Source organism: Streptococcus mitis (assembly GCF_001281025.1).
GTDB classification, from domain to species: Bacteria; Bacillota; Bacilli; order Lactobacillales; family Streptococcaceae; genus Streptococcus; species Streptococcus mitis_AK.
Map to the genome: position 1 here is coordinate 1,327,215 of NZ_CP012646.1, position 25,155 is coordinate 1,352,369.

Consider the following 25,155-nt stretch of genomic DNA (forward strand, 5'->3'; position numbering starts at 1 on the left):
TATAGCATATTTTGGAGGAAAGGAGGAGGAATCTTCGGGCTAATCATGGTATAATAAAAGGTAATGAAAAATTCCAACGAGGCAGAGATGAAATTACTTTATACTGATATTCGGACTTCTTTAACAGAAATTCTAACTAGAGAGGCAGAGGAGCTAGTTGCTGCTGGCAAGCGGGTTTTCTATATCGCTCCTAACTCTCTTTCTTTTGAAAAGGAACGATCTGTACTGGAATGTTTACCCCAGCAGGCTTCTTTTGCGATTACCGTCACGCGCTTTGCTCAAATGGCTCGTTACCTGATTTTGAATGACTTGCCTGCTAAGACCAGTCTAGATGATATTGGTCTTGGGATGGCCTTTTACAAATGCCTTGCCAAACTTGATCCTAAGGATTTACGCGTTTATGGAGCCATCAAGCAGGATCCTCAGTTTATCCAGCAGTTGATTGAGCTTTACCACGAGATGACCAAAGCTCAGATGAGTTTTTTGGACTTGGAGAGTTTGACGGATGAGGACAAGAGGGCCGATTTACTCTTGATTTTTGAGAAGGTAACGGCTTATCTCAATCAAGGTCAGTTGGCTCAGGGAAGTCAATTGTCCCATTTGATTGAGGCTATTGAGAATGACAAAGTTAGTAGTGATTTTACTCAAATCGCCTTGGTTATTGATGGATTTACCCGTTTTTCTGCTGAGGAAGAGCGGATTGTGGACGTACTTCACGGCAAGGGTGTTGAGATTGTCATTGGAGCCTATGCTAGTAAGAAAGCCTATACTAGCCCTTTTAGCGAGGGCAATCTATACCAAGCCAGTGTGGAGTTTCTCCATCATCTAGCCTTTAAATACCAAACACCTGCCCAGGATTATTCTCAAACTCATGAGAAGATGGACAGCTTTGACAAGGCCTCTCGTTTGCTGGAGTCTTCTTATGACTTTTCAGAATTAACATTGAATGTCGATGAGAAGGACCGTGACAACTTACAAATCTGGTCTTACTTGACGCAAAAGGAGGAGTTGGAGCTAGTAGCCCGTAGCATTCGTCAGAAATTACACGAGAACTCAAATCTGAGTTACAAGCATTTTCGTATTCTCTTGGGGGATGTGGCTTCTTATCAGTTATCTCTTAAAACCATTTTTGACCAGTACCAGATTCCTTTCTATCTTGGTAGAAGCGAATCCATGGCCCATCACCCTTTGACACAGTTTGTCGAGTCTACCTTGGCTTTAAAACGCTATCGTTTCCGTCAGGAAGATTTGATTAACCTCCTCAGAACGGGTTTATATACCGACCTTAGTCAGGCTGATATTGACGCATTTGAGCAATATATCCGCTATCTTGGTATCAATGGCTTACCAGCCTTTCAGCAAGCCTTCAACAAATCCCACCATGGAAAATTTGATTTAGAGCGTTTAAATGCTCTTCGTCTGCGTATTTTAACACCTCTTGAAACTCTGTTTGCCAGCCGAAAACAAAAGGCTGAAAACCTCTTGCAAAAGTGGAATGCCTTTCTAAAAGAAGGAGCAGTAACTAAGCAGTTACAAGATTTGACAGCCACTATGGAAGCTGTAGAGCAGGAAAGACAGGCCGAAGTTTGGAAGGCTTTCTGTCATGTTTTAGAACAATTTGCGACTGTTTTTGCTGGTTCGCAAGTTAATCTAGAGGACTTTCTAGCCTTGCTCCATTCTGGAATTAGTTTGTCCCAATACCGTACCATTCCAGCAACAGTGGACACTGTCCTGGTGCAGAGTTACGATTTGATTGCACCACTGACGGCTGACTTTGTCTATGCCATTGGGCTGACTCAGGACAATTTACCAAAAATTGCGCAAAACACCAGTCTTTTGACAGACGAAGAAAGACAGAGTCTAAACCAAGCGACAGAAGATGGGGCGCAATTGCTGATTGCTAGCAGTGAAAACCTCAAGAAAAATCGCTATACTATGCTTTCCTTGGTCAATTCTGCTCGTAAGCAGTTGGTCTTGTCGGCTCCAAGCCTTTTTAACGAAAGTGAAAGCAAGGAATCTGCCTATCTTCAAGAGCTGATTCATTTGGGATTTAGTCGAAAAGAGAGGAGGATGAATCACAAAGGGCTGTCTAAGGAAGATATGGGGTCCTATCACAGTCTTTTGTCCAGTCTGGTTGCCTATCACCAGCAGGGCGAGACGAGTGAGACTGAGCAAGATTTGACCTTTATTAAGGTTCTGGCGCGTGTCATGGGTAAAAAACTAGACCAGCAAAGTCTGGAAAATCCAGCCCTCCCAACCAGTCCAAGCAGTAAGCAGTTGGCTAAGGACACCTTACAGGCTCTCTATCCTGCTGAACAGGAATTTTACCTGTCTACATCTGGTTTGACGGAGTTTTACCGGAACCAATACAGTTATTTCCTCCGCTACGTGTTAGGCTTGCAGGAGGAATTGCGCCTGCGTCCAGATGCTCGTAGTCATGGGAATTTTTTACACCGCATTTTTGAACGCGCCTTGCAGTTGCCTGACAAAGAATCCTTTGACAAACGTCTAGAACAAGCTATCCACGAAACCGGTCAGGAACGGGAATTTGAAGCTATATACCAAGAAAGTTTGGAAGCCCAGTTTACTAAGGAAGTTCTGCTTGATGTTGCACGGACGACTGGACACATTCTCCGCCATAATCCAGCCATCGAAACCATTAAAGAAGAGGCAAATTTTGGTGGAAAAGAGCAGGCCTTTATTCAATTGGACAATGGTCGCAGTGTCTTTGTACGAGGCAAGGTGGACCGCATTGACCGATTGAAAGCTGATGGAGCGATTGGAGTGGTAGACTACAAATCCAGTCTAACTCAGTTCCAGTTTCCTCATTTCTTTAATGGGCTCAATTCCCAGTTGCCAACTTACTTAGCTGCACTAAAAAGAGAAGGGGAGCAGAACTTTTTTGGTGCCATGTACTTGGAAATGGCTGAACCTGTCCAATCTCTGATGGCCGTTAAAAGTCTGGCAGGTGCAGTAGTAGAAGCCAGCAAATCTATGAAATACCAAGGACTCTTTTTAGAAAAAGAAAGCAGTCATTTGGGCGAATTTTACAACAAAAACAAGGCTAATCAGCTGACAGATGAGGAATTCCAGCTCCTACTGGACTACAATGCCCATCTTTACAAGAAAGCAGCTGAGAAAATTTTAGCAGGCCAGTTTGCCATTAATCCTTATACAGAAAATGGCAGAAGTATTGCCCCCTACGTTCAGCAACACCAAGCCATCACAGGCTTTGAAGCCAATTACCACCTAGGTCAAGCTCGTTTCCTAGAAAAGTTGGACTTAGCTGATGGCAAGCGTCTGGTCGGAGAAAAACTCAAGCAAGCTTGGTTTGAAAAAATAAGAGAGGAGTTGAATCGATGAAGCCTATTCCCTTTTTAACTGAGAAGGAAATTCAAAAATTGCAAGAAGCAGAAGCGCATTCGAGCAAGGAACAAAAGAAAACTGCCGAACAAATCGAAGCCATCTACACTTCTGGTCAAAATATCCTGGTTTCAGCGTCGGCTGGTTCTGGGAAGACCTTTGTCATGGCCGAGCGTATTCTAGACCAATTGGCGCGTGGTGTGGAAATCAGTCAACTCTTTATCTCCACCTTTACCGTTAAGGCTGCCACAGAGCTTAAGGAACGTTTAGAGAAAAAAATCAGCCAACAAATTCAAGAAAGTGGCGATGTTGACCTCAAACAACACTTGGGTCGTCAGTTGGCTGATCTACCCAACGCTGCCATCGGAACCATGGACTCTTTCACACAAAAATTCCTTGGTAAACATGGCTATCTGATTGATATTGCGCCTAATTTCCGTATTTTACAAAACCAGAGCGAGCAACTCCTTCTAAAAAACGAAGTCTTTCATGAGGTATTTGAAGCCCATTACCAAGGCAAACAGAAAGAGACCTTTAGTCATTTGCTGAAAAATTTTGCAGGGCGTGGCAAAGACGAACGGGGGCTGCGCCAGCAAGTCTATAAAATCTATGACTTCCTCCAATCCACCAGCAATCCTCAGAAATGGTTAAGTGAATCTTTCCTCAAAGGCTTTGAAAAAGCTGATTTTAGCAGTGAAAAAGAAAAACTGACCACACAAATCCAACAAGCCCTTTGGGATTTGGAAAGCTTTTTCCGTTACCATCTGGATAATGATGCCAAGGAGTTTCCCAAGGCTGCCTATTTAGAAAATGTTCAGTTGATTCTGGATGAAATCGGCTCCTTGAATCAAGAGTCCGATAGTCAGGCTTATCAAACGGTGCTTGCGCGTGTTGTCGCAATCTCTAAGGAAAAAAATGGTCGAGCTCTGACTAATGCCAGTCGTAAGGCTGATTTGAAACCTCTTGCTGATGCCTACAACGAAGAAAGAAAGGCACAGTTTGCTAAACTAGGACAACTGTCAGACAAGATAACCATTCTCGACTATCAAGAACGTTATCATGGAGATACATGGGGATTAGCTAAAACCTTCCAAGCCTTCATGAGTGATTTTGTAGAAGCTTATCGTCAGCGTAAACGTCAGGAAAATGCCTTTGAATTCGCTGATATCAGCCATTACACCATTGAGATTTTAGAGAATTTCCCACAAGTTCGTGAGGCTTATCAGGAGCGCTTCCATGAAGTCATGGTCGATGAGTATCAGGATACCAACCATATTCAAGAACGGATGCTGGAATTGCTGTCTAATGGTCACAATCGCTTTATGGTGGGGGATATCAAGCAGTCCATCTATCGTTTTCGTCAAGCAGACCCGCAGATTTTCAATGAAAAGTTCCAACGCTATGCGCAAGATTCCCAAGAAGGAAAGCTGATTCTCCTCAAGGAAAATTTCCGTAGCAGTTCAGAAGTGCTGTCAGCAACCAATGATGTCTTTGAACGTCTCATGGACCAAGAGGTCGGCGAAATCAACTATGATAACATGCACCAGCTTGTTTTTGCCAATACCAAACTGACTCCCAATCCAGACAACAAGGCAGAATTTCTCATCTACGACAAGGACGATACAGGCGAGGAAGAAGAGAGCCAAGCAGAAACGAAATTAACAGGGGAAATGCGCTTAGTTATCAAGGAAATCCTTAAACTTCATCAGGAACAAGGTGTTGCCTTTAAAGAAATCGCCCTTCTGACCTCCAGCCGCAGTCGTAATGACCAGATTCTTCTCGCCCTGTCTGAGTACGGGATTCCTGTTAAAACCGACGGAGAGCAAAACAATTATCTCCAATCCCTAGAAGTGCAAGTCATGCTAGACACTCTTCGTGTCATTCATAATCCCCTGCAAGACTATGCCTTGGTTGCCCTTATGAAGTCTCCAATGTTTGGCTTTGATGAGGACGAGTTAGCACGTTTATCTCTTCAGAAAGCGGAGGATAAAGTCCAAGAAAATCTCTATGAGAAACTGGTCAATGCACAAAAAATGGTAAGTAGCCAAAAAGTCTTGATTCACTCAGCTCTAGCTGAGAAACTAAAGCAATTCATGGATATCTTGGTTTCTTGGCGCCTGTATGCCAAAACCCACTCCCTATATGACTTGATTTGGAAGATTTATAACGACCGTTTTTATTATGATTATGTGGGGGCTTTACCAAATGGTCTTGCTAGACAGGCTAATCTCTATGCACTAGCTCTGCGTGCTGATCAATTTGAAAAGAGCAATTTCAAAGGCTTGTCGCGTTTTATTGGTATGATTAACCAAGTTTTAGAAGCTCAGCACGATTTGGCAAGCGTGGCTGTCGCACCGCCAAAAGATGCAGTAGAGCTCATTACCATCCACAAAAGTAAAGGGCTAGAGTTTCCTTACGTCTTTATCCTCAATATGGATCAAGATTTCAACAAGCAAGACAGCATGTCAGAGGTCATTCTCAGTCGTAAAAACGGTCTAGGTGTCAAATATATTGCCAAAATGGAGACAGGAGCAGTGGAAGATCACTATCCTAAAACCATCAAACTCTCCATTCCTAGCTTGACCTATAGGCAGAACGAAGAGGAATTACAGCTGGCAAGCTATTCAGAGCAGATGCGTCTGCTGTATGTTGCTATGACACGGGCTGAGAAAAAGCTCTATCTTATCGGTAAGGGTTCTCGTGAAAAGCTGGAAGCCAAGGAATACCCAGCAGCTAAAAATGGAAAACTAAATAGCAACACTAGACTTCAAGCCAAGAATTTCCAAGATTGGATTTGGGCTATCATTAAAGTGTTTGCCAAGGATCATCTCAACTTTAGCTATCGTTTTGTTGGTGAAGATCAGCTGACTAGAGAATCTATCGGAGAGTTGGAAAACAAAAGTCCTCTCCAAGATAGCTCCCAAGCAGACAATCGTCAGTCAAATACCATTAAAGAAGCTCTTGAAATGCTGAAAGAAGTTGAAGTTTATAATACTCTTCACCGCGCAGCCATTGAACTTCCTAGTGTTCAAACCCCAAGTCAAATCAAGAAATTCTACGAACCTGTTATGGATATGGAAGGTGTTGAGATTGCAAGTCAAGGACAGTCAGTAGACAAGAAAATCAACTTTGATTTGCCAGATTTTTCAACCAAAGAAAAGGTAACAGGAGCTGAGATTGGTAGTGCCACCCACGAACTCATGCAGAGAATGGATCTCAGTCAGCGACCAACTCTTGCTAGCCTGACAGAAACTCTCAAACAAGTTCAAACTAGCCAAGCTGTCAGAGACAAGATCAATCTTGCTAAAATTCTTGCATTCTTTGACACAGCACTCGGTCAGGAAATTCTCGCTAATACCAACCATCTTTATCGCGAGCAACCTTTTTCCATGCTCAAACGAGACCAAAAGAGTCAGGAAGACTTCGTTGTCCGTGGTATCCTTGATGGCTATCTACTTTACGAAGATAAAATTGTTCTGTTTGACTATAAGACAGACCGCTATGATGAACCGAGTCAACTCGTAGACCGCTATCGTGGTCAGTTATCCCTATACGGAGAAGCTTTATCACGATCCTATTCGATTGAAAATATTGAAAAATACTTGATTTTACTCGGTAAAGACGAGGTTCAAGTTGTAAAAGTATAATTTATACTCTTCGAAAATCTCTTCAAACCACGTCAGCTTCAGCTTGCTGTAGATATGGTTACTGACTTCGTCAGTTCTATCCACAACCTCAAAACTGTGTTTTGAGCTGACTTCGTCAGTCTTATCTACAACCTCAAAACTGTGTTTTGAGCAACCTGTGGCTAGCTTCCTAGTTTGCTCTTTGATTTTCATTGAGTATTAGAAAGGAGACCTCATGACACTTCCAGTTAGAAAATCCCTGCATGATGCGGTTTTACAGGCTTCAAAAGCTGATACTTGGGAACAAGCTACCAAGGAATGGAATGAAGTTTCCTTGATTTTTAACGGTATCGGCCGTAGCAATTGTGTCTGTGGAAATGCCATCAAGTACGCCTACGAACTCTTTAACGGTGTCACAGGTCAACGCCTCTTTCCGATTGGTAGCGACTGTGTTCGTCATTTTCATCGATTGACCCTTGACCAGCAACTGGAAGAGGAAGAAAAACTGCTCAGAAAGGTTGAAAATCTGACCAGAAAAGCCCAGAAAAAGGAAAAAATCAAGGTCAATAAAAGTGACTTTGACGAGCGACTTCTAAAATGGCTCTGGGAAAAAGGTGTTTTCAAACCCAATCGTGGCAATCAATTTGCGCCTGAGAGTGACTACCAGCTTTTCTTAGAAGTCTTTCAGGGAGGAAGTTGGACTAAGGCAGAGCCCAAGAAAAAGGCTCGGATGGAAGAAGTCCTTGAAAAGTGTATCAAACCCTTTTTACTTGGAAAACCAGATGACCAACTCTACCTTGTCAAGCTAGGTAAGGAGAAAATTGACTACGAACAAGAACTCCGTATTCAGGCAGAGAAAGAGCGCAAGAAGAGGGATAAAATAGCCAAGCAGTATGCAGACAATCTAGTTCTAGCCATGGGCCCAGCAGAGCGGGCTTATCAAGATTATTTTGGTTTTACAGAAACCCTGACTCAAGAAGAACGCAAATGGGAGAAAATTCTTTTTGGTAAAAATAGAACAGAACGGGCCATCAAGGCCAAACAATATCAAAAAGAGCTGGAAAAAGACCAACGAATTGCGAGTCAGGATCCAGTTGAAAGAAAACAGAAGCAGACTTGGCTCCTCAATTCCTATTTTCGTGACCTTCCTGAAGAAAAATCCCGATTTGCTCGACTCTTATTAGAATATCGAAAAAGTGGAGAAGTTCCCTTTTCAACCCAATACCTGTCAGATCATCTCATCAACTTTTTCTATAAAATGAAAGCTTTTGAGTTTGAAATCTCACCAGAACAAGTCCGAGACTTCTTAAAAGAAAGCCTTCAGACAGAACATCTATCCTCAGCACAAGAAAGCTGGATAGATGGAATTCTTCTCAACTGCATCAAACCATTTTTAGAACGATTATTGATATAAGTAACACCTGCCATGGAAATGCCATGGTAGGTGTTAGTTTTAATAGTCAGTGTCATTATTATTCTCAACAGATTTATTCGAAAACAAAACACGCTTATTTATATATGCTTTATTATACTGGATAACTTTTAAAATATTATGAGAGACTTAATTATAAGTAGCTTATTTTAATGTTTCGTAGTATAATAACATCAGGAAAACAAACTGTATAAACCAATATTTATAGGTTATTCTAAATACTTATATATAAATGCAGGAATTATTTATTACAGTAACTAAAACTCTATTATATAAGGAAATATTACATGATTGATATCCACTCTCACATTGTTTTTGGTGTAGATGATGGACCAAGCACAATTGAAGAAAGCCTAGCTCTTCTGAAAGAAGCTTTTTCACAGGGAGTTCGTACAATTGTATCCACTTCACATCGTCGTAAAAATATGTTTGAAACTCCAGAAGATACAATTATGACCAACTTTAAAGAGGTTCAAGCACTTGCTAAGAAAGAACTGCCTGACTTAACTCTTTTATATGGAGCTGAAATATACTTCACCCAAGATGCTCTTGACAAATTGGAAAGCAAGCAGATTCCTACTCTGAACGATACACAATATGCTTTGATTGAATTCAGCCCGACCACCCCCTATTGGGAAATCCGCAATGCAGTAAATAAAGTTTTATTGTTAGGTATTAGACCTGTCATTGCCCATATTGAACGCTATGCTGAACTAGAAAAAAATGAAAAAAGAGTTAAAGAGCTGATAGATATGGGATGTTATACTCAAATAAATAGTTCAAGTGTTCTTAAGCCTAAAATGTTTGGGGATAAGTATCGCTTACTCAAAAAAAGAGCTCAGTATTTTCTATCCTATAATCTAGTTCACTGTGTGGCTAGCGATATGCATAATCTAAGCTCAAGACCACCATATATGAAGCAAGCATTTGACGCAATTAGTCATCAGTATGGAAAGGAAAGAGCAGAAGAATTATTTTTAGTAAATCCTCAGTTGATTATATCGAACAAAAATATTTAGCAACATTTAATTTAGGTATATTTCCTGTATTTTAATCACGTAAGCTTGAAAATCTTATTTTTTTATGTTATATTGAACTGTATGATTTAATTCTTGGTAAATATACATATTTTTATTAGTTCTAGCTTTTTATACTCAGGACTATATATATATATATATGCATCAACGTAGTGAGTGGCGCACGCATATATATGTGTGCGCCTTAGTTTTTTCTAGGAGAATGATGCTTATGTATAGGAGAATTAAGAGAATTATAGGTCTTCTAATTTCTATACCCTCATTACTATTAATTATCCCGATTTGTTTAATAGCATGTATCTTTATTGTAATCGAATCAAGTGGTAATCCTATTTATATACAAGAACGAATTGGTTTAAATGGACAAAGTTTTTCAATTTATAAACTCCGATCCATGTATCAAGATGCTGAAAAGAATGGTCATAAATGGGCGAGCAAAAATGATACACGCATTACAAAAGTTGGACGTTTTATTCGTAAAACACGAATTGATGAATTACCACAAATCATTAATGTAATTAAAGGTGAGATGTCCATTATTGGACCACGACCAGAACGACCAGAGTTTATCAATGAATTTTTGAAAGATATCCCTAATTTTAATGAACGTTTAGCTGTCCGCCCAGGAATCACAGGATGGGCTCAAGTAAATGGTGGTTATGAATTAACTCCTAAAGATAAATTAGTCTACGATCTATTCTATATCAATCACGAAAGTATCAAGTTAGATTTTCTTATACTATTAAAAACAATTAAAGTGATGGTTACCGGGAACGGATCTAGGTAGTTCTAAGAAAGAAAAAATAAATAAAAGGAAACAAACAATAATATGACTATTTTTAATAAAAATATTAATAGAGTTTTTTCTTTGATAAAAAGCAAACTACTATTTTTACTTCTATTTACTATAGTAGGGACGACAGCAGTTGGTCTATATACTGTTTTTATCATTTCTCCTATATACAGTGTATCCTCTAAGCTCATAATGAAGAACACTTCAAGTCAAACAAATGGGCAAAATAATGATGCGCAAACGATTGAAGCTATAAACCTCTTTCAAAGACAAGCTAAGACTTATTTAGAGATAGCAGATCTTCCCCCTGTAAAAGATGAGACCAATAAAGCATTAAGCTTATCACCAGATGAAATTTCAAAAATCAAGTCTGTTAAATTAACAAATGACTCAGGTTCTCAGTTGGTCACAATAACAGTGAGAGGACTAGATCGAAATTTAGCTGAACGTTATATTAAAGAGTATGTGTCTCAGTACAAGAAATTTACAGCAGATAGATTAGGGCGCGACAACTTGTCAGTTGTTACAGAAGCACTGGGAAGTGATTCTCCAGTTTATCCCGTTCTATGGAAGAATCTTCTTGTATCTATTCTAGTATTTTCTTTTGTAGGATTTAATGTTATTTTCATCAAATATGTACTGAGTGATTCGATTGATTCTTACGAAGACTTGGAAGAGTTAGTGGGAACACCTGTTCTCGGGATGATTCCAACTATAGAGAGAAAGAGAAGAGGTGAGTGACATGCATATCGAAGTTATTCATAACAGTAAATCCATCGTAGCTGAGTCCTTTAGAACTTTAAGGAGTAATCTTCAGTTCTCAGAATTTGGAAAAAATATTAAAATCATTGTCGTTACAAGTGCCAACCCCAATGAAGGCAAGAGTGAAGTCAGTATCAATCTTGCCGCTTCTTTGGCCCAACAGGGGAAAAGAGTGATTATCATAGACGCGGATATGCGTAAACCAACTCAACATAAATTAACCGAGCTAAATAACACTGAAGGACTCAGTACCTTTCTATTAAAGAAGTCAGGAGTAGATTCTATTAATCATTTGACGATAAATGATGTGAATTTAGATGTACTGACTTCAGGACCTGTTCCGCCTAATCCTTCTGAGATGTTAGCTAGTTCTTCTATGGATGAAACACTTAAAGCATTTGAGGATTTTTATGACTATGTCATTATCGATACACCTCCCTTGCTAGCAGCAACTGATGCCCAAGTTTTAGCCAGTATTTCGGATGCTACCCTTCTGGTAGTAGATATCAAAAAATCAAAACGACGACAAATAATAGAAGCAAAAAGAAGATTAGACCATGTTGGAGCTAGACTACTTGGTGTGATAATGAATAAAATTGATTCACATAAAGATACCTATTATTACTATTATTAAACTAACTATTTGAAAGGCAGGAGAGAAAAAATGACAATCTATCTTTTAATGTTCGTCTATATCTCTTTCCTTGCCTTTTTCTCATTAAAATATGAGGATAAAGTAAAAGAGTTAGGTTTCCTTGTTCTTCCGACTTTTTTCTTTTTTTTAATCATTGCGGGTTTTCGTACTTCTAGCGTCGGAGGAGACTTAGGAACTTATATCCATATTTTTGAATCGAATCATTTACAACTTCCGGATTTATCAAATCTATTTCGTTCTCGATTTGAACTTGGTTATTTAGTAAGTAATATTTTCCTAAGAAACTTTAGTGAGCACTATCCATTTTTATTATTTTCCTATGCCTTTATAACTTTAATTGCCTGGTTTCTTGTGCTTTATAAGCATTCTAAAAATGTTTACATGAGTTTACTGATTTACTTCAGCTCGTTAGGACTCTTTTTTTATTCTTTATCAAATATCAGACAAGGTCTAGCGATCGCTTTAAGTTTTTTAGGGTTTCACTACGTAGTAAAAAACAAGAAGATTTTAGCATGGGTATTTATCTTACTAACTCCCTTATTTCATACATCTGGTATCGTCTGCCTCTTGTTTTTCCCCCTTAAAAAAATCGTTTTAAATAAAAGAATATACCAATTTGTGTTCCTTGCATTTCTAATCATCTTACCTTTTATCAAACAAATTGCAACTATCTTTATTTCTTTCTTCCCTCAGTATACTTCCTATCTGGAATCATCATGGTTTTTGGAAAGCAATAAATGGGCACCTGTATTTTTAACAATTTGGTATGGTATCGTTCTGGTCTTTGGTGAATTAGTGATTAGAAAACTGAAGTTATCGACTGAAGAAGAATTTATAAGAACTTTGTTCTTTATCTCCTTTTTATTTACTGCGTCAACTTTGCAAACAAGTCTTTTTGGCAGATTCGCACACTATTTTACCCCCTTTATTTGCCTATATATCCCTATGATTTTATCTAAAATAGGTGACAAAAAAGTTCAATGGATTTTATTTTATTTGATGATATTGGTTTACGCTTCAATCTTTCTAGTCATTGTTTATTTTAAAGCTGACTGGTACCATGTCGTTCCCTACCGTTCAGTTATTGTTGATTGGTTATTTGGAAATTAGGTTTAGGAGTTATAAAATGAAATTTTCAGTTCTAACGACAGTCTATAAAAAAGAGACTCCTACAAATTTAAGGAAAAGTTTACTAAGTTCTTATCAACAGACCCTTAAACCGACAGAAATCATTTTAGTTTGTGATGGCGAATTGACTGAAGAGTTAGAAATAGAAATCCAAAAGTTACAGAGAGAGATTCCAATTTTAAAGGTTTTTCATTTACCTGAGAACTTAGGCTCAGGACCAGCCTCTCTCTTTGGAGTCAATCAATGCCAAACAGAATTCATTGCTAGAATGGACAGTGATGATTATTCTCTAGAAACAAGGTTTGAAAAGCAAGCAGCAGCCTTTGAAAAAAATCCCAACCTCATCATGGTTGGTTCCAATATCCTAGAGAAAAATACAGAGTTTACCGCCTTAAAGAAAGTACCAGAAACTACAGCCGAAATTCGTCAATATTCGAAAATGAGAAATCCCTTTAATAATCCATCGAGTATGATGAAAAAAAAATATATCTTGAAGGCTGGTAATTATCGTAAATTCCGTTACCTAGAGGATTATGACCTCACAATGAGATTGTTACACGATAATCCAACTAAGGATTTTTTGAATATCCAGGAACCTTTAGTAGTCATGCAGACAAACGATTCTAGCTATCTGAGGAGAGGTGGTTTCTTGTATGTAAAGACGGACTTTATGCTCCAATTAGATTTTTATCGCAGAAGAGATATTACTCTAGTAGAATTATTTAGAAATATTTTCCTTCGTAATGCGATTCGAATTCTTCCAAATTCAATTAGGAAATGGGTCTATAAGAAAAATATGAGAGAAAATGTAGAGGTGGTTAGGAAGTTATGAAGAGAGTCATTACATACGGAACATTTGATTTATTGCATTACGGTCATATTAATCTTTTAAAAAGAGCAAAAGCGTTGGGAGATTATCTCATTGTCGGGCTTTCTACCAATGAATTTAATAGGCTAGAAAAAAATAAAGAATGTTATTTTGATTACGAAGAAAGAAAATCTCTATTAGAGGCTATCAGATATGTGGATCTCGTCATACCAGAAGAAAATTGGGATCAAAAAATCTCAGACATAGAAAAGTATCATGCTGATGTGTTTGTCATTGGAGATGATTGGCAGGGAAAATTTGATTATTTAAGTGATTTGGGAATAGAGGTTGTTTACCTATCACGAACAAAAGAAATTTCAACTTCTAAGATAAAGAATGATTTGAATCAAGGGAACTAGGATGAAATATCAAGTCATACATGTAACAGGTAGTGTAAGGAATACCATGAGTGGGGTACAAAGTTTTATCAAAAATCATATTCCAACTGATGATCAAGAGTTTGAATATATGGTTGGAGAGTCAAATGGAGAGGCTCATTTCCCATTTAATCAATACCTAGATGAAAAAGAAATCAAACGCATTGTATTTCCTGCCCTAAAGATTTCTAAATTATTTGCCTATGCGAGAGAGTGTCGTCAATTTTATAAAAGTAATAAAATTGACATTCTCCATGTCCATAATCCTATAACCGCTTTTATCCATAATTACTATGCTCGAAAAAATGGTGTTCCAGTTAGGATTTACCACAATCATAGTAGCCAATTTTCAGACACTTGGTTAAAAAGTATTCGCAATCGATTTTTGGTCTTTTTAGCTTTGAAAAATGCGACCCGTCGTATCTCTTGTGGTCAATTAGCTGGATTGAAGATATTTGGAAAAAAAGAATTTCAAATCCTTCCAAATGCAATTGACATCAACAAGTATCGGTTTTCTCCAACTTTTCGAGAAGAAATTCGCAAAGAGTTTCATATAGCTGAACATCAAAAAGTAGTTGGGATGATTGGTATTTTAAATCCTTTCAAAAATCAGAATTTTTTGATTGAAATTGCTAAAGAATTGCCTGATGTTACTTTTTTCTTTGTTGGTGAAGGACCAGATCGTTCAATTTTAGAAGAGAAAAGTAAGGAAGTGAAGAATATTATCTTTACAGGAAAAAGAGAAGATGTTCATAAATTTTATTCAGCCTTTGATATTTTTGCCTTTCCATCTTTGTATGAAGGTTTCCCAATGGTAATGGTAGAAGCTCAATGTTCTGGAGTCAATATTATCATGAATGAAACAATTGATCCAACAACTCAGATTGTTGATGAACTCTGTACAGCTATGCCTCTAGATAAGGATAAATGGGTAAACTATATCGAAAAGGCGCCTATCAAGGATAAGCAACGACAGCTGAATGAACACCTAAAGCGATTTGACATCGAAGAAAATGTTCAAAATTTAAAAGAAATTTATAAGCAAGGTTTAAAAAGAGAATGATCAACTATTTAAAACCCTTACTTTTTAAAGTAAGTGATTTTACTTATAAGATAAATAAAATTATTCACAAGAAAAGGAATAGAATTGTTCTGTATTCTAACTGGGGATTTAGAGATAATCTTAGAACACTCTATCACTATTTAGTGGACAATGGCTATCAGGAAACATACGAAATCGTTTGTGCTTCTAATGATTTTTATCATTTAGACAAAGAAAATGATGTAAAGTATGTTTCGATTTATCGAGGTTTCTTTTATTTTTTAACATCTAAATATTTTTTCTATTCATTTGGCAAGTATCCTATAAAGCCTGCTCCAAGCCAGATGGTTGTCAACTTGTGGCATGGAATGCCCTTGAAAAAAATTGGGAATCTTGAAGTTGGAATGGAAAAAATTGACTATAATTTCTTTACAAAATTAGTCTCCTCTTCAGAATTATTTACTCCAATCATGAAAGCAGCCTTTAATGCTAAAGATGAGCAGATGCTTCTTGTTGGCAACGTTCGAAATGATGAGCTCTTTAAAGAGAAAAAAGAGAAGAAAATCATTTGGATGCCAACTTACCGAAATTCCAAAAATTATCATGATAGCCAAGCGGCATTGATATTTTCTTTAGAAGAAGAGGACTTTAAAAACATTGAAGAACTACTTTCAAACTATGGCTATCAACTTTATATTAAACTTCACCCTCTTGAGGAATCTCAGTTAAAATTTGAGATGAATTATTCGACCATTCATCTATTGACAGAAGATATCATCAGTGAGCAATATGGGACTTTATATACCTTTTTGGGAACAACAAGTGCATTAATTACTGATTATTCATCAGTATTTTTAGATTATTATTTATTAAATAGGCCAGTTGCATTTACCATTAATGATTATGAGGAATACAAAGAAAAAAGAGGCTTTGTATTTGAGGATGTGAAGAGTTTAATGGTGGGTAGTGTCATTCGTGATTCGCATGATTTATTAGATTTCCTAGCGAGTGTCATGAAATCTGAAGATCCTTATATTGAAGAACGAAAAAAAGTTAATAACAAGGTAAATGCCATTCAAAAAGATTTTACAAAGACACTTTTGGATGAAATTGGATTAAGGAAATAAGGTTAGGATAAAGAATGATTAGTGTAATCGTACCTGTTTATAATGTAGAAACTTATCTGGAAGAATGTTTAGACAGCATTCAAAACCAAACCTACACAGACTTTGAAGTCCTTTTAGTCAATGATGGTTCAACAGATGGATCAAAAGCTATTTGTGAACGTTATTGTAAAGAGAATCGTCGCTTTCACTTGTTGAATCAAGAGAATCAAGGATTGAGCGCTGCACGAAATACTGGTGTAGCAGCTTCAAGAGGAGAGTTTATTGTATTTGTGGATAGTGATGACATGATTCTAGCGAACTATTTAGAAACCTTAATGCACTATATGCGTGAAGACGTAGATATTGTGGAAAGTCAGTTTACCGTATCTAACGAGGAATTTCTTGCTAAAAGTTTTAAAGAACCAAGTATTCTATTCGAAGGGAACTCTCAAGAAGCAGTAAAAATTTTCCCTAAACATGTTTTAAATGTTAATGCAGTTACAAAACTTTATAGAAGATCAATTGTTGAAGCTGTTCCTTATATAGATGGGGTGATTTTTGAAGATGTTTATTGTGGAATTGGAATGTTAAAATATATTCGAAAAATCATTAAAATTGATTATAAAGGTTATTATTATCGACAACATCAAGCTAGTATCATGCATCGAACCTTTACTCCTAAAAATTTAGATATCTTTACAGTCAGTGACCAATTAATAGACTTGTATTCTGATAGGGAAGAACTTCTTCCTTACATTGGAAGCTTCCTAGTTCATGTAGCAACCATGCATTATCAAGACTATATCCAAAAAGGAAATCCATATGCAGATGTCTATAATCAGAAATTAGCCGACTATGTAACTATCACCAAGAAAAATCCTGAGCTTGCAAAAAGTTCGCGTATGATTCGCCTCTATAATATTTGTCCAAAATATTATAATTCGATCATTTTCCCTGTTTATCATTTTTTGTGGAAACTAAAAAATGGAATTAGAAAGTAAATTCAGATGAATAAAAATGAATGAGAAGGAAGCTGTTTTATGATTAGCATAATCGTTCCAGTTTATAACGTGGAAGAATATCTGGAAGAATGTCTAGAGAGTATTCGAAAGCAAACCTATCAAAATATCGAAGTCATCTTAGTCAATGATGGATCAACAGATGGCTCACAAGCTATTTGTGAGCATTTTTGCCAAACAGATAAGCGTTTCCGATTGATCAATCAAAAAAATCAAGGTCAAAGTGTAGCCAGAAATCATGGCGTAAAAGAATCCCTTGGTGAATATATCATGTTTGTCGATAGTGATGATGTCATTAAAGCAAATATACTAGACGTATTACTATCCTATATGAAGGCGGATGTGGATTTAGTAGAATGTAGTCTTGTTCGCAATCAAGAAGAATTGCATAAAAATAAACCGATTCGAGTTATTTTCGAAGGTAATTCAACGGCAGCCATTATTAAATGTATAGCACTTAAAGAAGTGAATTATTCCCCATGTGCAAAATTATATAGAAGAGAAATTATTGAAAAAGTTCCATTTTTAGAAGGTGTTATTTACGAGGATGTTTATACAGGAATTAATTTTTTAAAAAATATTCGAAAAATGGTAGTTGTTGATTTAACTGGGTATTATTACCGATTTAGTCCGAATAGTACTATGACAACTTCTTTTAATGAGAAAAATTTAGATATTTTTAAAGTTGGAAATCAATTAATAGCATCCTTCCAAGATGATGCATATTTATTACCGTATATTGGATACTTTATGTTTTATCTAGGGGTTAGTCATTATTACAGAGATGGCATTACGAAGAAGAGTCCTTGTGTTAGTTTGTATGAGAATTTTATAAAGGAGTCTGCTTTTATTGCGAAGCAATCTCAAGAAGTTGTTCGAAAATACCGTTTACTAAGAATGTATTTCATAGCGCCAAAATATTTTTTAACGATTACTCATCCAGTGTATCAGTTTCTGTATAAAGGATGGAGTAAATTTAGAAAGTTGACTCACAAAAGACAAATGAAGGAGCTTATGAACAAAAATGATTAGTATAATCGTTCCAGTTTATAACGTGGAAGAATATCTGGAAGAATGTCTAGAAAGTATTCGAAAGCAAACCTATCAAGATATAGAAGTCATTTTAGTCAATGATGGTTCTACAGATGGCTCACACGCGATTTGTGAGCGTTATTGCCAAATGGATAAGCGTTTCCGATTGATCAATCAAAAAAATCAAGGTCAAAGTGTAGCCAGAAATCATGGTGTGAAAGAATCTATTGGCGAATACATCATGTTTGTTGATAGTGATGATGTTGTAAGTCTTGGTATGTTAGAACAACTTATGAAGTATATGTCTAATGGGATTGATATTGTAGAATGTGATAGAACTGAGGCTATTCAATGTTTGAATGAAGAAAAAAAAGATATTCATGTTAAAGAATTTGATTCAAATGAAGCATTATATCAATGCTTTCATCACGGGGTAAGTTGGAGTCCAGTCGCAAAACTCTATCGTCGTGAAATAGTGGAGAAAGTTCCGTTTTTAGAAAATTTAATTTATGAAGATTTTTATACTGGAATCGTCTCTTTAAAATATATTCAGAAAATGAGAAAAATTAACTATATTGGTTATTATTATCGATATCATACTTCTAGTACGATGAATCAGAAATATTCAGAAAAGAATCTTGATATTTTTAAAGTTGGCGAAAAATTATTAGAGGAATTTAGAGAAGATAATTGGTTACCTTATGTAGGGAATATGTTATTTTTAGTCGGTATTGGTCATTTTAAAAAGTATCGTATAAGAATTGGACATCCCTACTATCAGTTATATGTTGATGCAATTGATAACTATTTTGAAATAGCTAAGAAATCATCAGATATTTTCAATTCTAGTAAACTATTAAGATGGTATAGTTCTTCTCCGAAATATTTTTTAAGTATATTTTATCCTTTATATTTAAGATATTTAGACATTCGAAAAAAATGGAAAATTTAATAGGAGCCTATTTATGATTAGTGTCATTGTACCTGTTTATAATGTTGAAGACTATCTGGAAGAATGTTTAAATAGTATTCAACATCAAACTTATACCGATATAGAAGTGATCCTAGTCAATGATGGTTCAAGAGATGGCTCAAAAGAAATTTGTGAGCGCTATTGTCAACAAGATTCTCGTTTTCACTTAATCAATCAAGAAAATAAAGGATTAAGTGGCGCTCGTAATCGTGGTATGACTGAATCTAGAGGCGAATTTATCACTTTTGTAGACAGTGATGATGTTCTTAAAGAAGATATGTTGGAACAATTATTAAAGCACATGACTTCAGAAGAAATGGACATCGTAGAATGTTGGTATACAAATGATCAAAAAGAAATAGAAATCCCTTCTCCTGAGAATGTCAAAATTATTTTCCAAGGAAATGCCCATGAAGCATTAGTTTCTCTTTGTAAAGATAATATTGTCCGTTTGAATGCAGTTGCTAAACTTTTTCGAAGACAAGTGATTGTCAATTTTCCATTTTTAGAAGGTTTATTTTATGAAGATGTGTATGGAGGAATGGGAATCTTAAAACATATTCATAAAATGGTGAAAATCGATTATATAGGATATTATTACCGTGTACGTTCTGGTAGTATTATGAATCGCGAATTTAGTTTGAAAAATTTGGATTTGTTTACTATTTGTGATAAAGTGGAGCATTTATATGATGGAAATGCTGACTCACTCCCATACGTACATCGTCGCTTATTTCATTTAGTCTTGATGCACGTTGTCGACTATCGTATATTTGAAGGAAATCCCTATCAAGAAAAATATGTCGAGTATCTGAATCGTTACGCTAAAAGTTCAAGTCGCACATTTTTAATGAGAGCTTATCGCTTATTCCCTAAAAAGATTGTCTTTATTTCAAGAGTTGTTGGAGCCATTCAATGGAGATTTGAAAAATATATTGTAAAAAGATTTTGGAGAGGGTTGAAGTAGTATGAATTATTACTTAAAAGAATTTTACGCAGAAGCCAAACATGCAGGATCTAAGGCAAGATTAGATGCTGAAAAAATAATGCTAGAAGCAGGATATCAACCTTTTTCCCTAAATAATGATTCAAATCCCATCACTTTGACAAAAAATGATGTGTTAGTTCTTCAATTTCCGTTATTATGGCATACCTTAAAAAAACAAATTTTTACGAGATTTTTGAAAAATAGAACATTCAAAGCTTATTTGCTGATTCACGATATCGAGTCCCTGAGAAATAAAAAAATCAAGTCATTTACAGATTTCAAATATTCCATTATCCATTTTTTACAAAATAAAACAGTCCTTGAAAAAGTAGATGGTATTATCGCTCATAATGAAAAGATGAAAGCAGAACTTGTGCGATTAGGAATACCGGAAGAGAAGATTGTTTCCTTAGAGATATTTGACTATTTGATTCCACATTATAAAGAGAAGAAAGCTTATGAAAAAGAAACTATTTTGTTAGCTGGAAATTTCGATATTCGGAAAACAAAATACGCAAGACAATTACCCGAAAAACCAGATTTTTCTATTTATGGCATTAACTTTGAAGAGGAGAATCTTCCTCACAACGTTCATTATCAAGGTGCTTTTTCTCCTGATGAACTTTCTAATCACTTGCATGGCGGTTTTGGCTTAGTCTGGGATGGAGATAGCCCCCATACTTGTAGTGGAATGTATGGAGAGTATTTAAAGATGAATAACCCTCATAAAGCTTCTCTTTATTTAGCCTCAGGTTTTCCGATTATTGTATGGAGCCAATCTGCTTTAGCGGAGTTTGTACGAAAAAACCATTGTGGAATACTTGTTGATTCATTATTTGAAATTGCAGATTGTTTAAACTCGATTGATGAAGAAGATTTTCAAGAGCTGATTAAAAATAGTAAAAAAATTGGAGAAAAAATTCGTAGTGGGTATTTTCTAGAAACAGCTTTAGAAAAATGTGAAAGGAATTTGTAGAGTTTATGAAACTACAAATCTTACAAAAAAAAATGGCTCGCTATCGTCAAATTTTAAAATATTATGGCCTTAAACTAACATGTGTTTACTTTCTCGCACAAAAATCTGACAAGATGTTTTATGATTTTCGAAGAAAGATTCTTTTGCATTTTGTACTGAAATTAAGAAAAGAAGCTCAAATAGATGATTTGATAGATGAAAAAGAAGAAGTGACGGAATTTCCGAAAATGATTTGGACAATGTGGCAACAGGGAGAAGCTCAAATGCCTGGGACAGTCCAGACTTCAATAAAGACCATAAAAAACTTCGCCAAAAGAAATGATTGTGAATTCTATTTGTTGACGGATGAAAATCTGGCGGATTTCATCAATATTCCAAGAGACATCACCGAAAAATACAAGAAAAAAGAATTATCAGCTGCGCATTATTCAGATATTATTCGTTTTAGTCTCTTATGCCAATACGGTGGCATTTGGATGGATGCAACCTTATTTGTATCTCCCTATGCAACTTTAGAAATGTTTGAAGGGGACTTTTTTAGTTTGAATCATCCACCTATACGATCTGAACAAATAGAACGAACTGTTGGTGACTTTAAATGGGCAGGTTTCTTTCTGGCAGGAAAAAAAGGCAAGCCTTATTTTAAACATATTCGGGATTTATATCTTTACTATGTTCGTAAATATCCAGTTTTTATTCATTACCTGATGATGGATTATTTTATTTTGTCCGAATATAAGTGCAGTCCTTATTTTGAAAACTTAGTGGATAGATTACCTATTCTAGCACCAGCTGAGCGTGTTTGGTTTTTAAGAGACCATGCCCATGATCTTTTTGATGAAAAAGAATGGGAAGAAGTGTTAAAAACAACACCGATTTTAAAAACGACTTATAAAATCAAGAAAGAAGAAGTCCTTCCAGGAAGTTATCTCGATCAACTTTTACAAGGAAAATTAAAGGAATAGATGAAATACACGAAAAAAAGTAGAACCGAATTTGCCACCTTAAATACGAGTATTGCTCTGGCATTGCAACCTTTTCAAGTCCTTCTTGGCTTTATCAATCGAACTATTTTTATCAATTTACTTGGGGTAACCTATCTAGGATTAAACAATTATTTGTCTAGCTTAGTTTCTATCCTGTCTTTGGCAGAATTAGGGGTTGCTGGAGCCATGAGCTATGCACTATATGGACCCTTAGGCAGAGAAGAACATGGAAAAATCAATGCCTTTATGATTCTTTTCAAAAAATTATATAGAATCATCGGCTTTTCTATTTTTATACTGGGCGCTATACTTTCTTTATTTCTTCCTTACATGATAAAGGATTATACGGTAAATAGTGAAGTATATTTGATATTTTTTCTCTTTGTATTTAACTCAGCTTCCAGCTATTTTTTCTCCTATAAACGAACCTTGCTTTATGTCGATCAGCGTAATTATATGATGACTTTGATTGACTTTGGATTAAATACGCTTCGTGTATGCTTGCAAATCGGAATTTTATTCTTTACCAAAAATTATATCTTTTATCTATTGATCAGTATCATGATGAATTTTATAGGGAATATCATCATGTCGGGGATTGTTGATAGATTGTATGGTTACTTGTTTAAGAATGAGATAACACCCATTAATCAGGAGGAAAAAGAAAAATTTATCCGAAATATCAAAGGAAATATAGTCGGTAGTATTGGAGAAACCATTGTTTTTCAAACAGATAGTATTCTAATGGCAAGTTTTATCAGCTTAGCAGCTATTGGTATTTATGGGAATTATACCTATGTTTTAGGATTTCTTTCACTGATTTTAAATACTGTGATAAATTCAGTTGTTTCTTCCGTAGGTAACTTAGTCCATTCGAAATCTACGACAGTAGCAGATACGGTTAAATTCCTAAAAAAATACCAATTTATTGCTTTTAGCTTGATTTATTTTGCTAGCTTAGGCTATTTAATGTTCATTCATCCATTTATGACTATCTGGTTAGGTGAGAGTTTTTCATTTAATCGTACAGTTGAGATTTTGATTATCCTTCATTTTTTCCTAACTTTTTATAGAAGACCGATTCTAACGTTGATTTCAGTTTATGGCTTAAGTTATGAGCAAAATAAAAAAGTTATCGTCGAGATTTTATTAAATATTTCCCTTTCACTCTACTTTTTAGCGATTTTAGATTTAGGAGTAGCTGGAATTTTATTGGGTACGATTTGTTCAACAGTCTTAACCTGCACATGGTATGAACCCTATAGCGCCTTTAAGTATGGATTGAAAGCTTCCTCAAAGGACTTTTTTAAAACAATGTTACAAGATTTCTCAGTTGTAGGGATGAGTATCCTACTTTTGAGTTTACTGGATAACTACCTCTTAACTCAGCTAGATTTCATTCTCAGTTTGGCAATCAAAATCGTTCTTTATTTGACAGTATTGGGTGTCTACGTTTTCCTATTTAGAAATCATGAAGGTGGAAAACAAATTATATTCATGATTCAAAAAGTGTTAAAGTTAAAAAAATAAGGAGAAATCAATGAAAAGAATATTGGTTTGTGGTCTGGTTCCAGATGTTGGTGGCTTGGAAAAAATTGTTCTAGATTTTTATAACCATATTGATACCTCTGAATTTGAACTAGAATTTTTACTACAAGGTCCTGAAGATGTTGAATTTAGTGATCATTTTAAAAAGCTTTGTCGCAATCCTCTAGTCGTTCATAGAATCCCCAAGTTAAGACCTCATATCCAGCAAGCCTTAAAAGAATGGGATGATTTTTTTAAGAAAAATGCTCATCGTTATGATATTGTATGGTCCAATCAAAATGGCTTGACACATTTAGAATTTTTAAAATTGGCAAAGAAATATGGGATAGAAAAAAGAATCGTTCATGGACATTGTGCTACAGCAGATAAATTTTATCGCTTTATTCATCCAGTCAATCGATTTTTTGTCGGCAAATATGCGACAGATTATTGGGCCTGCGGAACAGAAGCATTGAACCATTTTTATCATGGTCAAGAACGAAAAAAGGCCTTAGTTATTCATAATGCCATTGAAGTTGAGAAATTTTTATATGATCAAGAAATGCAAGCCCAACTTCGAAAGGAGTATCAGATCCCTGAAAATTGTTTGGTCATTGGGCAAGTGTCCCGTTTATATGAAAAACAAAAAAATCAAAGTTTTTGTGTTAAGGTCTTTTCTGAAATCGTCAAAAAAGAACCAAATTCTCGTCTAGTATTTATTGGAAGAGGAGATACTGCATTTTTAGAAAATGTGGCAAAAGAATATGGAGTAGTAGACAAAGTCATTTTTACAGGCTTGACCACTAATGTCGGAAAAATGCTAAATCTTCTAGACGTTTTCTTCTTCCCATCTCATTTTGAAGGATTGCCAATTGTACTCATTGAAGCTCAGGCAAATGGATTGCCTGTTGTAACAGCAAATCATCTACCAGATGCAAGAATACTAGATAACTATGACAACAGCCTGTCTTTGAAAGATTCTCTTGAAAAATGGGCAGATAAGATTTTGTCGGTCAGAAATCATCGAGAGCTTGATACAGAAAAGGTGAAACAGCTGATAGATGAAAATGGCTACGAGATTGAATCAGCAACCAGACAGTTGGAGAAATTATTTGATGAGTGATTAAAAGTTGATGGAGAGGACATGAATGTCTTCTCTAATTTTATTTCTATCAGATTATTACACGTTAGTTTCATAAATAAAATTATGGCTATTTTAATAGTACTTCTAAAAGCTATTTTATCAGCTGAATAATTAACTTAATTGCAAGAGAATACTACTAAGTTTATATTTAATAATCTCATGGATTAGAGATGACTATTTTTCGGAGGTTAATATATCAAAAAATGAGATTGCATTCAATTTTTCTTAATAAAGTAGCTTTTCTAGACAAAAGCTTATGCAAAAAAGAGTAATTTATGATAGAATATAAGGCAAGAAAGAAAACGTTTTTACAATTTTTTC

20 protein-coding genes are annotated in these 25,155 nt (G+C 35.7%); all 20 read left to right on the top strand.

The genetic code is table 11. The features are described from left to right. Positions 1 to 87: 87 nt before the first annotated feature. Positions 88 to 3,363, top strand: coding sequence for an ATP-dependent nuclease subunit B (gene rexB / locus RN80_RS06490; protein ID WP_060628765.1), 3,276 nt, complete (start codon positions 88 to 90; stop codon positions 3,361 to 3,363). Beyond that, positions 3,360 to 7,010 carry a helicase-exonuclease AddAB subunit AddA gene (addA, locus tag RN80_RS06495; RefSeq protein ID WP_060628346.1) on the top strand — a complete coding sequence of 1,217 codons (3,651 nt, stop codon included), beginning with the start codon at positions 3,360 to 3,362 and terminating at the stop codon, positions 7,008 to 7,010. Before rexB ends, addA begins: the two co-directional genes overlap by 4 nt. A gap of 214 nt (positions 7,011 to 7,224) precedes the next feature. Then, positions 7,225 to 8,403 carry a hypothetical protein gene (locus RN80_RS06500; RefSeq protein ID WP_060628348.1) on the top strand — a complete coding sequence of 393 codons (1,179 nt, stop codon included), beginning with the start codon at positions 7,225 to 7,227 and terminating at the stop codon, positions 8,401 to 8,403. 305 nt (positions 8,404 to 8,708) lie between these two features. Next, positions 8,709 to 9,440, top strand: a complete 732-nt coding sequence (gene cps4B / locus RN80_RS06505; RefSeq protein WP_060628350.1) for a capsular polysaccharide biosynthesis protein Cps4B — start codon at positions 8,709 to 8,711, stop codon at positions 9,438 to 9,440. A gap of 229 nt (positions 9,441 to 9,669) precedes the next feature. Beyond that, positions 9,670 to 10,245, top strand: a complete 576-nt coding sequence (locus tag RN80_RS06510; RefSeq protein WP_052691054.1) for a sugar transferase — start codon at positions 9,670 to 9,672, stop codon at positions 10,243 to 10,245. Between the two features lie 42 nt (positions 10,246 to 10,287). Then, the gene (locus tag RN80_RS06515) at positions 10,288 to 10,992 is read left to right on the top strand and encodes a YveK family protein (protein ID WP_045611656.1); all 705 of its coding nucleotides are present in this window, start codon (positions 10,288 to 10,290) and stop codon (positions 10,990 to 10,992) included. 1 nt (position 10,993) lies between these two features. After that, positions 10,994 to 11,647 carry a CpsD/CapB family tyrosine-protein kinase gene (locus tag RN80_RS06520; RefSeq protein ID WP_045611653.1) on the top strand — a complete coding sequence of 218 codons (654 nt, stop codon included), beginning with the start codon at positions 10,994 to 10,996 and terminating at the stop codon, positions 11,645 to 11,647. 30 nt (positions 11,648 to 11,677) lie between these two features. Then, positions 11,678 to 12,778 carry an EpsG family protein gene (locus RN80_RS06525; RefSeq protein WP_060628351.1) on the top strand — a complete coding sequence of 367 codons (1,101 nt, stop codon included), beginning with the start codon at positions 11,678 to 11,680 and terminating at the stop codon, positions 12,776 to 12,778. A 16-nt stretch (positions 12,779 to 12,794) separates the two neighbouring features. After that, positions 12,795 to 13,628, top strand: a complete 834-nt coding sequence (locus RN80_RS06530) for a glycosyltransferase (RefSeq protein WP_060628353.1) — start codon at positions 12,795 to 12,797, stop codon at positions 13,626 to 13,628. Further along, positions 13,625 to 14,023 (top strand): glycerol-3-phosphate cytidylyltransferase, encoded by a 399-nt coding sequence (tagD, locus tag RN80_RS06535; RefSeq protein ID WP_060628355.1) that lies wholly within the window; start codon positions 13,625 to 13,627, stop codon positions 14,021 to 14,023. Before RN80_RS06530 ends, tagD begins: the two co-directional genes overlap by 4 nt. A gap of 1 nt (position 14,024) precedes the next feature. Continuing rightward, the gene (locus RN80_RS06540) at positions 14,025 to 15,104 is read left to right on the top strand and encodes a glycosyltransferase (protein ID WP_060628357.1); all 1,080 of its coding nucleotides are present in this window, start codon (positions 14,025 to 14,027) and stop codon (positions 15,102 to 15,104) included. Further along, positions 15,101 to 16,210, top strand: coding sequence for a CDP-glycerol glycerophosphotransferase family protein (locus RN80_RS06545; protein WP_060628358.1), 1,110 nt, complete (start codon positions 15,101 to 15,103; stop codon positions 16,208 to 16,210). The genes RN80_RS06540 and RN80_RS06545 overlap by 4 nt, the downstream gene beginning before the upstream one ends. Before the next feature lie 14 nt (positions 16,211 to 16,224). Next, on the top strand, positions 16,225 to 17,190 hold the full coding sequence (locus RN80_RS06550; RefSeq protein WP_060628360.1) for a glycosyltransferase family 2 protein: 966 nt from the start codon (positions 16,225 to 16,227) through the stop codon (positions 17,188 to 17,190). A 39-nt stretch (positions 17,191 to 17,229) separates the two neighbouring features. Next, positions 17,230 to 18,240, top strand: coding sequence for a glycosyltransferase family 2 protein (locus RN80_RS06555; protein WP_060628361.1), 1,011 nt, complete (start codon positions 17,230 to 17,232; stop codon positions 18,238 to 18,240). Beyond that, complete coding sequence (locus tag RN80_RS06560; RefSeq protein WP_060628367.1) at positions 18,233 to 19,192, top strand: glycosyltransferase family 2 protein; 960 nt, start codon at positions 18,233 to 18,235, stop codon at positions 19,190 to 19,192. The genes RN80_RS06555 and RN80_RS06560 overlap by 8 nt, the downstream gene beginning before the upstream one ends. 13 nt (positions 19,193 to 19,205) lie before the next feature. Further along, positions 19,206 to 20,180, top strand: a complete 975-nt coding sequence (locus tag RN80_RS06565; protein ID WP_060628368.1) for a glycosyltransferase family 2 protein — start codon at positions 19,206 to 19,208, stop codon at positions 20,178 to 20,180. A gap of 1 nt (position 20,181) precedes the next feature. Next, positions 20,182 to 21,177 (top strand): glycosyltransferase, encoded by a 996-nt coding sequence (locus tag RN80_RS06570; protein ID WP_060628370.1) that lies wholly within the window; start codon positions 20,182 to 20,184, stop codon positions 21,175 to 21,177. A 5-nt stretch (positions 21,178 to 21,182) separates the two neighbouring features. Continuing rightward, positions 21,183 to 22,142 (top strand): capsular polysaccharide synthesis protein, encoded by a 960-nt coding sequence (locus tag RN80_RS06575; protein WP_060628372.1) that lies wholly within the window; start codon positions 21,183 to 21,185, stop codon positions 22,140 to 22,142. Further along, the gene (locus tag RN80_RS06580) at positions 22,143 to 23,693 is read left to right on the top strand and encodes a lipopolysaccharide biosynthesis protein (RefSeq protein ID WP_060628374.1); all 1,551 of its coding nucleotides are present in this window, start codon (positions 22,143 to 22,145) and stop codon (positions 23,691 to 23,693) included. A gap of 10 nt (positions 23,694 to 23,703) precedes the next feature. After that, positions 23,704 to 24,813 (top strand): glycosyltransferase, encoded by a 1,110-nt coding sequence (locus RN80_RS06585; protein WP_060628376.1) that lies wholly within the window; start codon positions 23,704 to 23,706, stop codon positions 24,811 to 24,813. Positions 24,814 to 25,155 lie beyond the last annotated feature (342 nt).

Bases quoted from the DNA above. Each gene is read 5' to 3' on its own strand.
- rexB (WP_060628765.1), top strand. From the start codon at position 88: ATGAAATTACTTTATACTGATATTCGGACTTCTTTAACAGAAATTCTA.
- addA (WP_060628346.1), top strand. From the start codon at position 3,360: ATGAAGCCTATTCCCTTTTTAACTGAGAAGGAAATTCAAAAATTGCAA.
- RN80_RS06500 (WP_060628348.1), top strand. From the start codon at position 7,225: ATGACACTTCCAGTTAGAAAATCCCTGCATGATGCGGTTTTACAGGCT.
- cps4B (WP_060628350.1), top strand. From the start codon at position 8,709: ATGATTGATATCCACTCTCACATTGTTTTTGGTGTAGATGATGGACCA.
- RN80_RS06510 (WP_052691054.1), top strand. From the start codon at position 9,670: ATGTATAGGAGAATTAAGAGAATTATAGGTCTTCTAATTTCTATACCC.
- RN80_RS06515 (WP_045611656.1), top strand. From the start codon at position 10,288: ATGACTATTTTTAATAAAAATATTAATAGAGTTTTTTCTTTGATAAAA.
- RN80_RS06520 (WP_045611653.1), top strand. From the start codon at position 10,994: ATGCATATCGAAGTTATTCATAACAGTAAATCCATCGTAGCTGAGTCC.
- RN80_RS06525 (WP_060628351.1), top strand. From the start codon at position 11,678: ATGACAATCTATCTTTTAATGTTCGTCTATATCTCTTTCCTTGCCTTT.
- RN80_RS06530 (WP_060628353.1), top strand. From the start codon at position 12,795: ATGAAATTTTCAGTTCTAACGACAGTCTATAAAAAAGAGACTCCTACA.
- tagD (WP_060628355.1), top strand. From the start codon at position 13,625: ATGAAGAGAGTCATTACATACGGAACATTTGATTTATTGCATTACGGT.
- RN80_RS06540 (WP_060628357.1), top strand. From the start codon at position 14,025: ATGAAATATCAAGTCATACATGTAACAGGTAGTGTAAGGAATACCATG.
- RN80_RS06545 (WP_060628358.1), top strand. From the start codon at position 15,101: ATGATCAACTATTTAAAACCCTTACTTTTTAAAGTAAGTGATTTTACT.
- RN80_RS06550 (WP_060628360.1), top strand. From the start codon at position 16,225: ATGATTAGTGTAATCGTACCTGTTTATAATGTAGAAACTTATCTGGAA.
- RN80_RS06555 (WP_060628361.1), top strand. From the start codon at position 17,230: ATGATTAGCATAATCGTTCCAGTTTATAACGTGGAAGAATATCTGGAA.
- RN80_RS06560 (WP_060628367.1), top strand. From the start codon at position 18,233: ATGATTAGTATAATCGTTCCAGTTTATAACGTGGAAGAATATCTGGAA.
- RN80_RS06565 (WP_060628368.1), top strand. From the start codon at position 19,206: ATGATTAGTGTCATTGTACCTGTTTATAATGTTGAAGACTATCTGGAA.
- RN80_RS06570 (WP_060628370.1), top strand. From the start codon at position 20,182: ATGAATTATTACTTAAAAGAATTTTACGCAGAAGCCAAACATGCAGGA.
- RN80_RS06575 (WP_060628372.1), top strand. From the start codon at position 21,183: ATGAAACTACAAATCTTACAAAAAAAAATGGCTCGCTATCGTCAAATT.
- RN80_RS06580 (WP_060628374.1), top strand. From the start codon at position 22,143: ATGAAATACACGAAAAAAAGTAGAACCGAATTTGCCACCTTAAATACG.
- RN80_RS06585 (WP_060628376.1), top strand. From the start codon at position 23,704: ATGAAAAGAATATTGGTTTGTGGTCTGGTTCCAGATGTTGGTGGCTTG.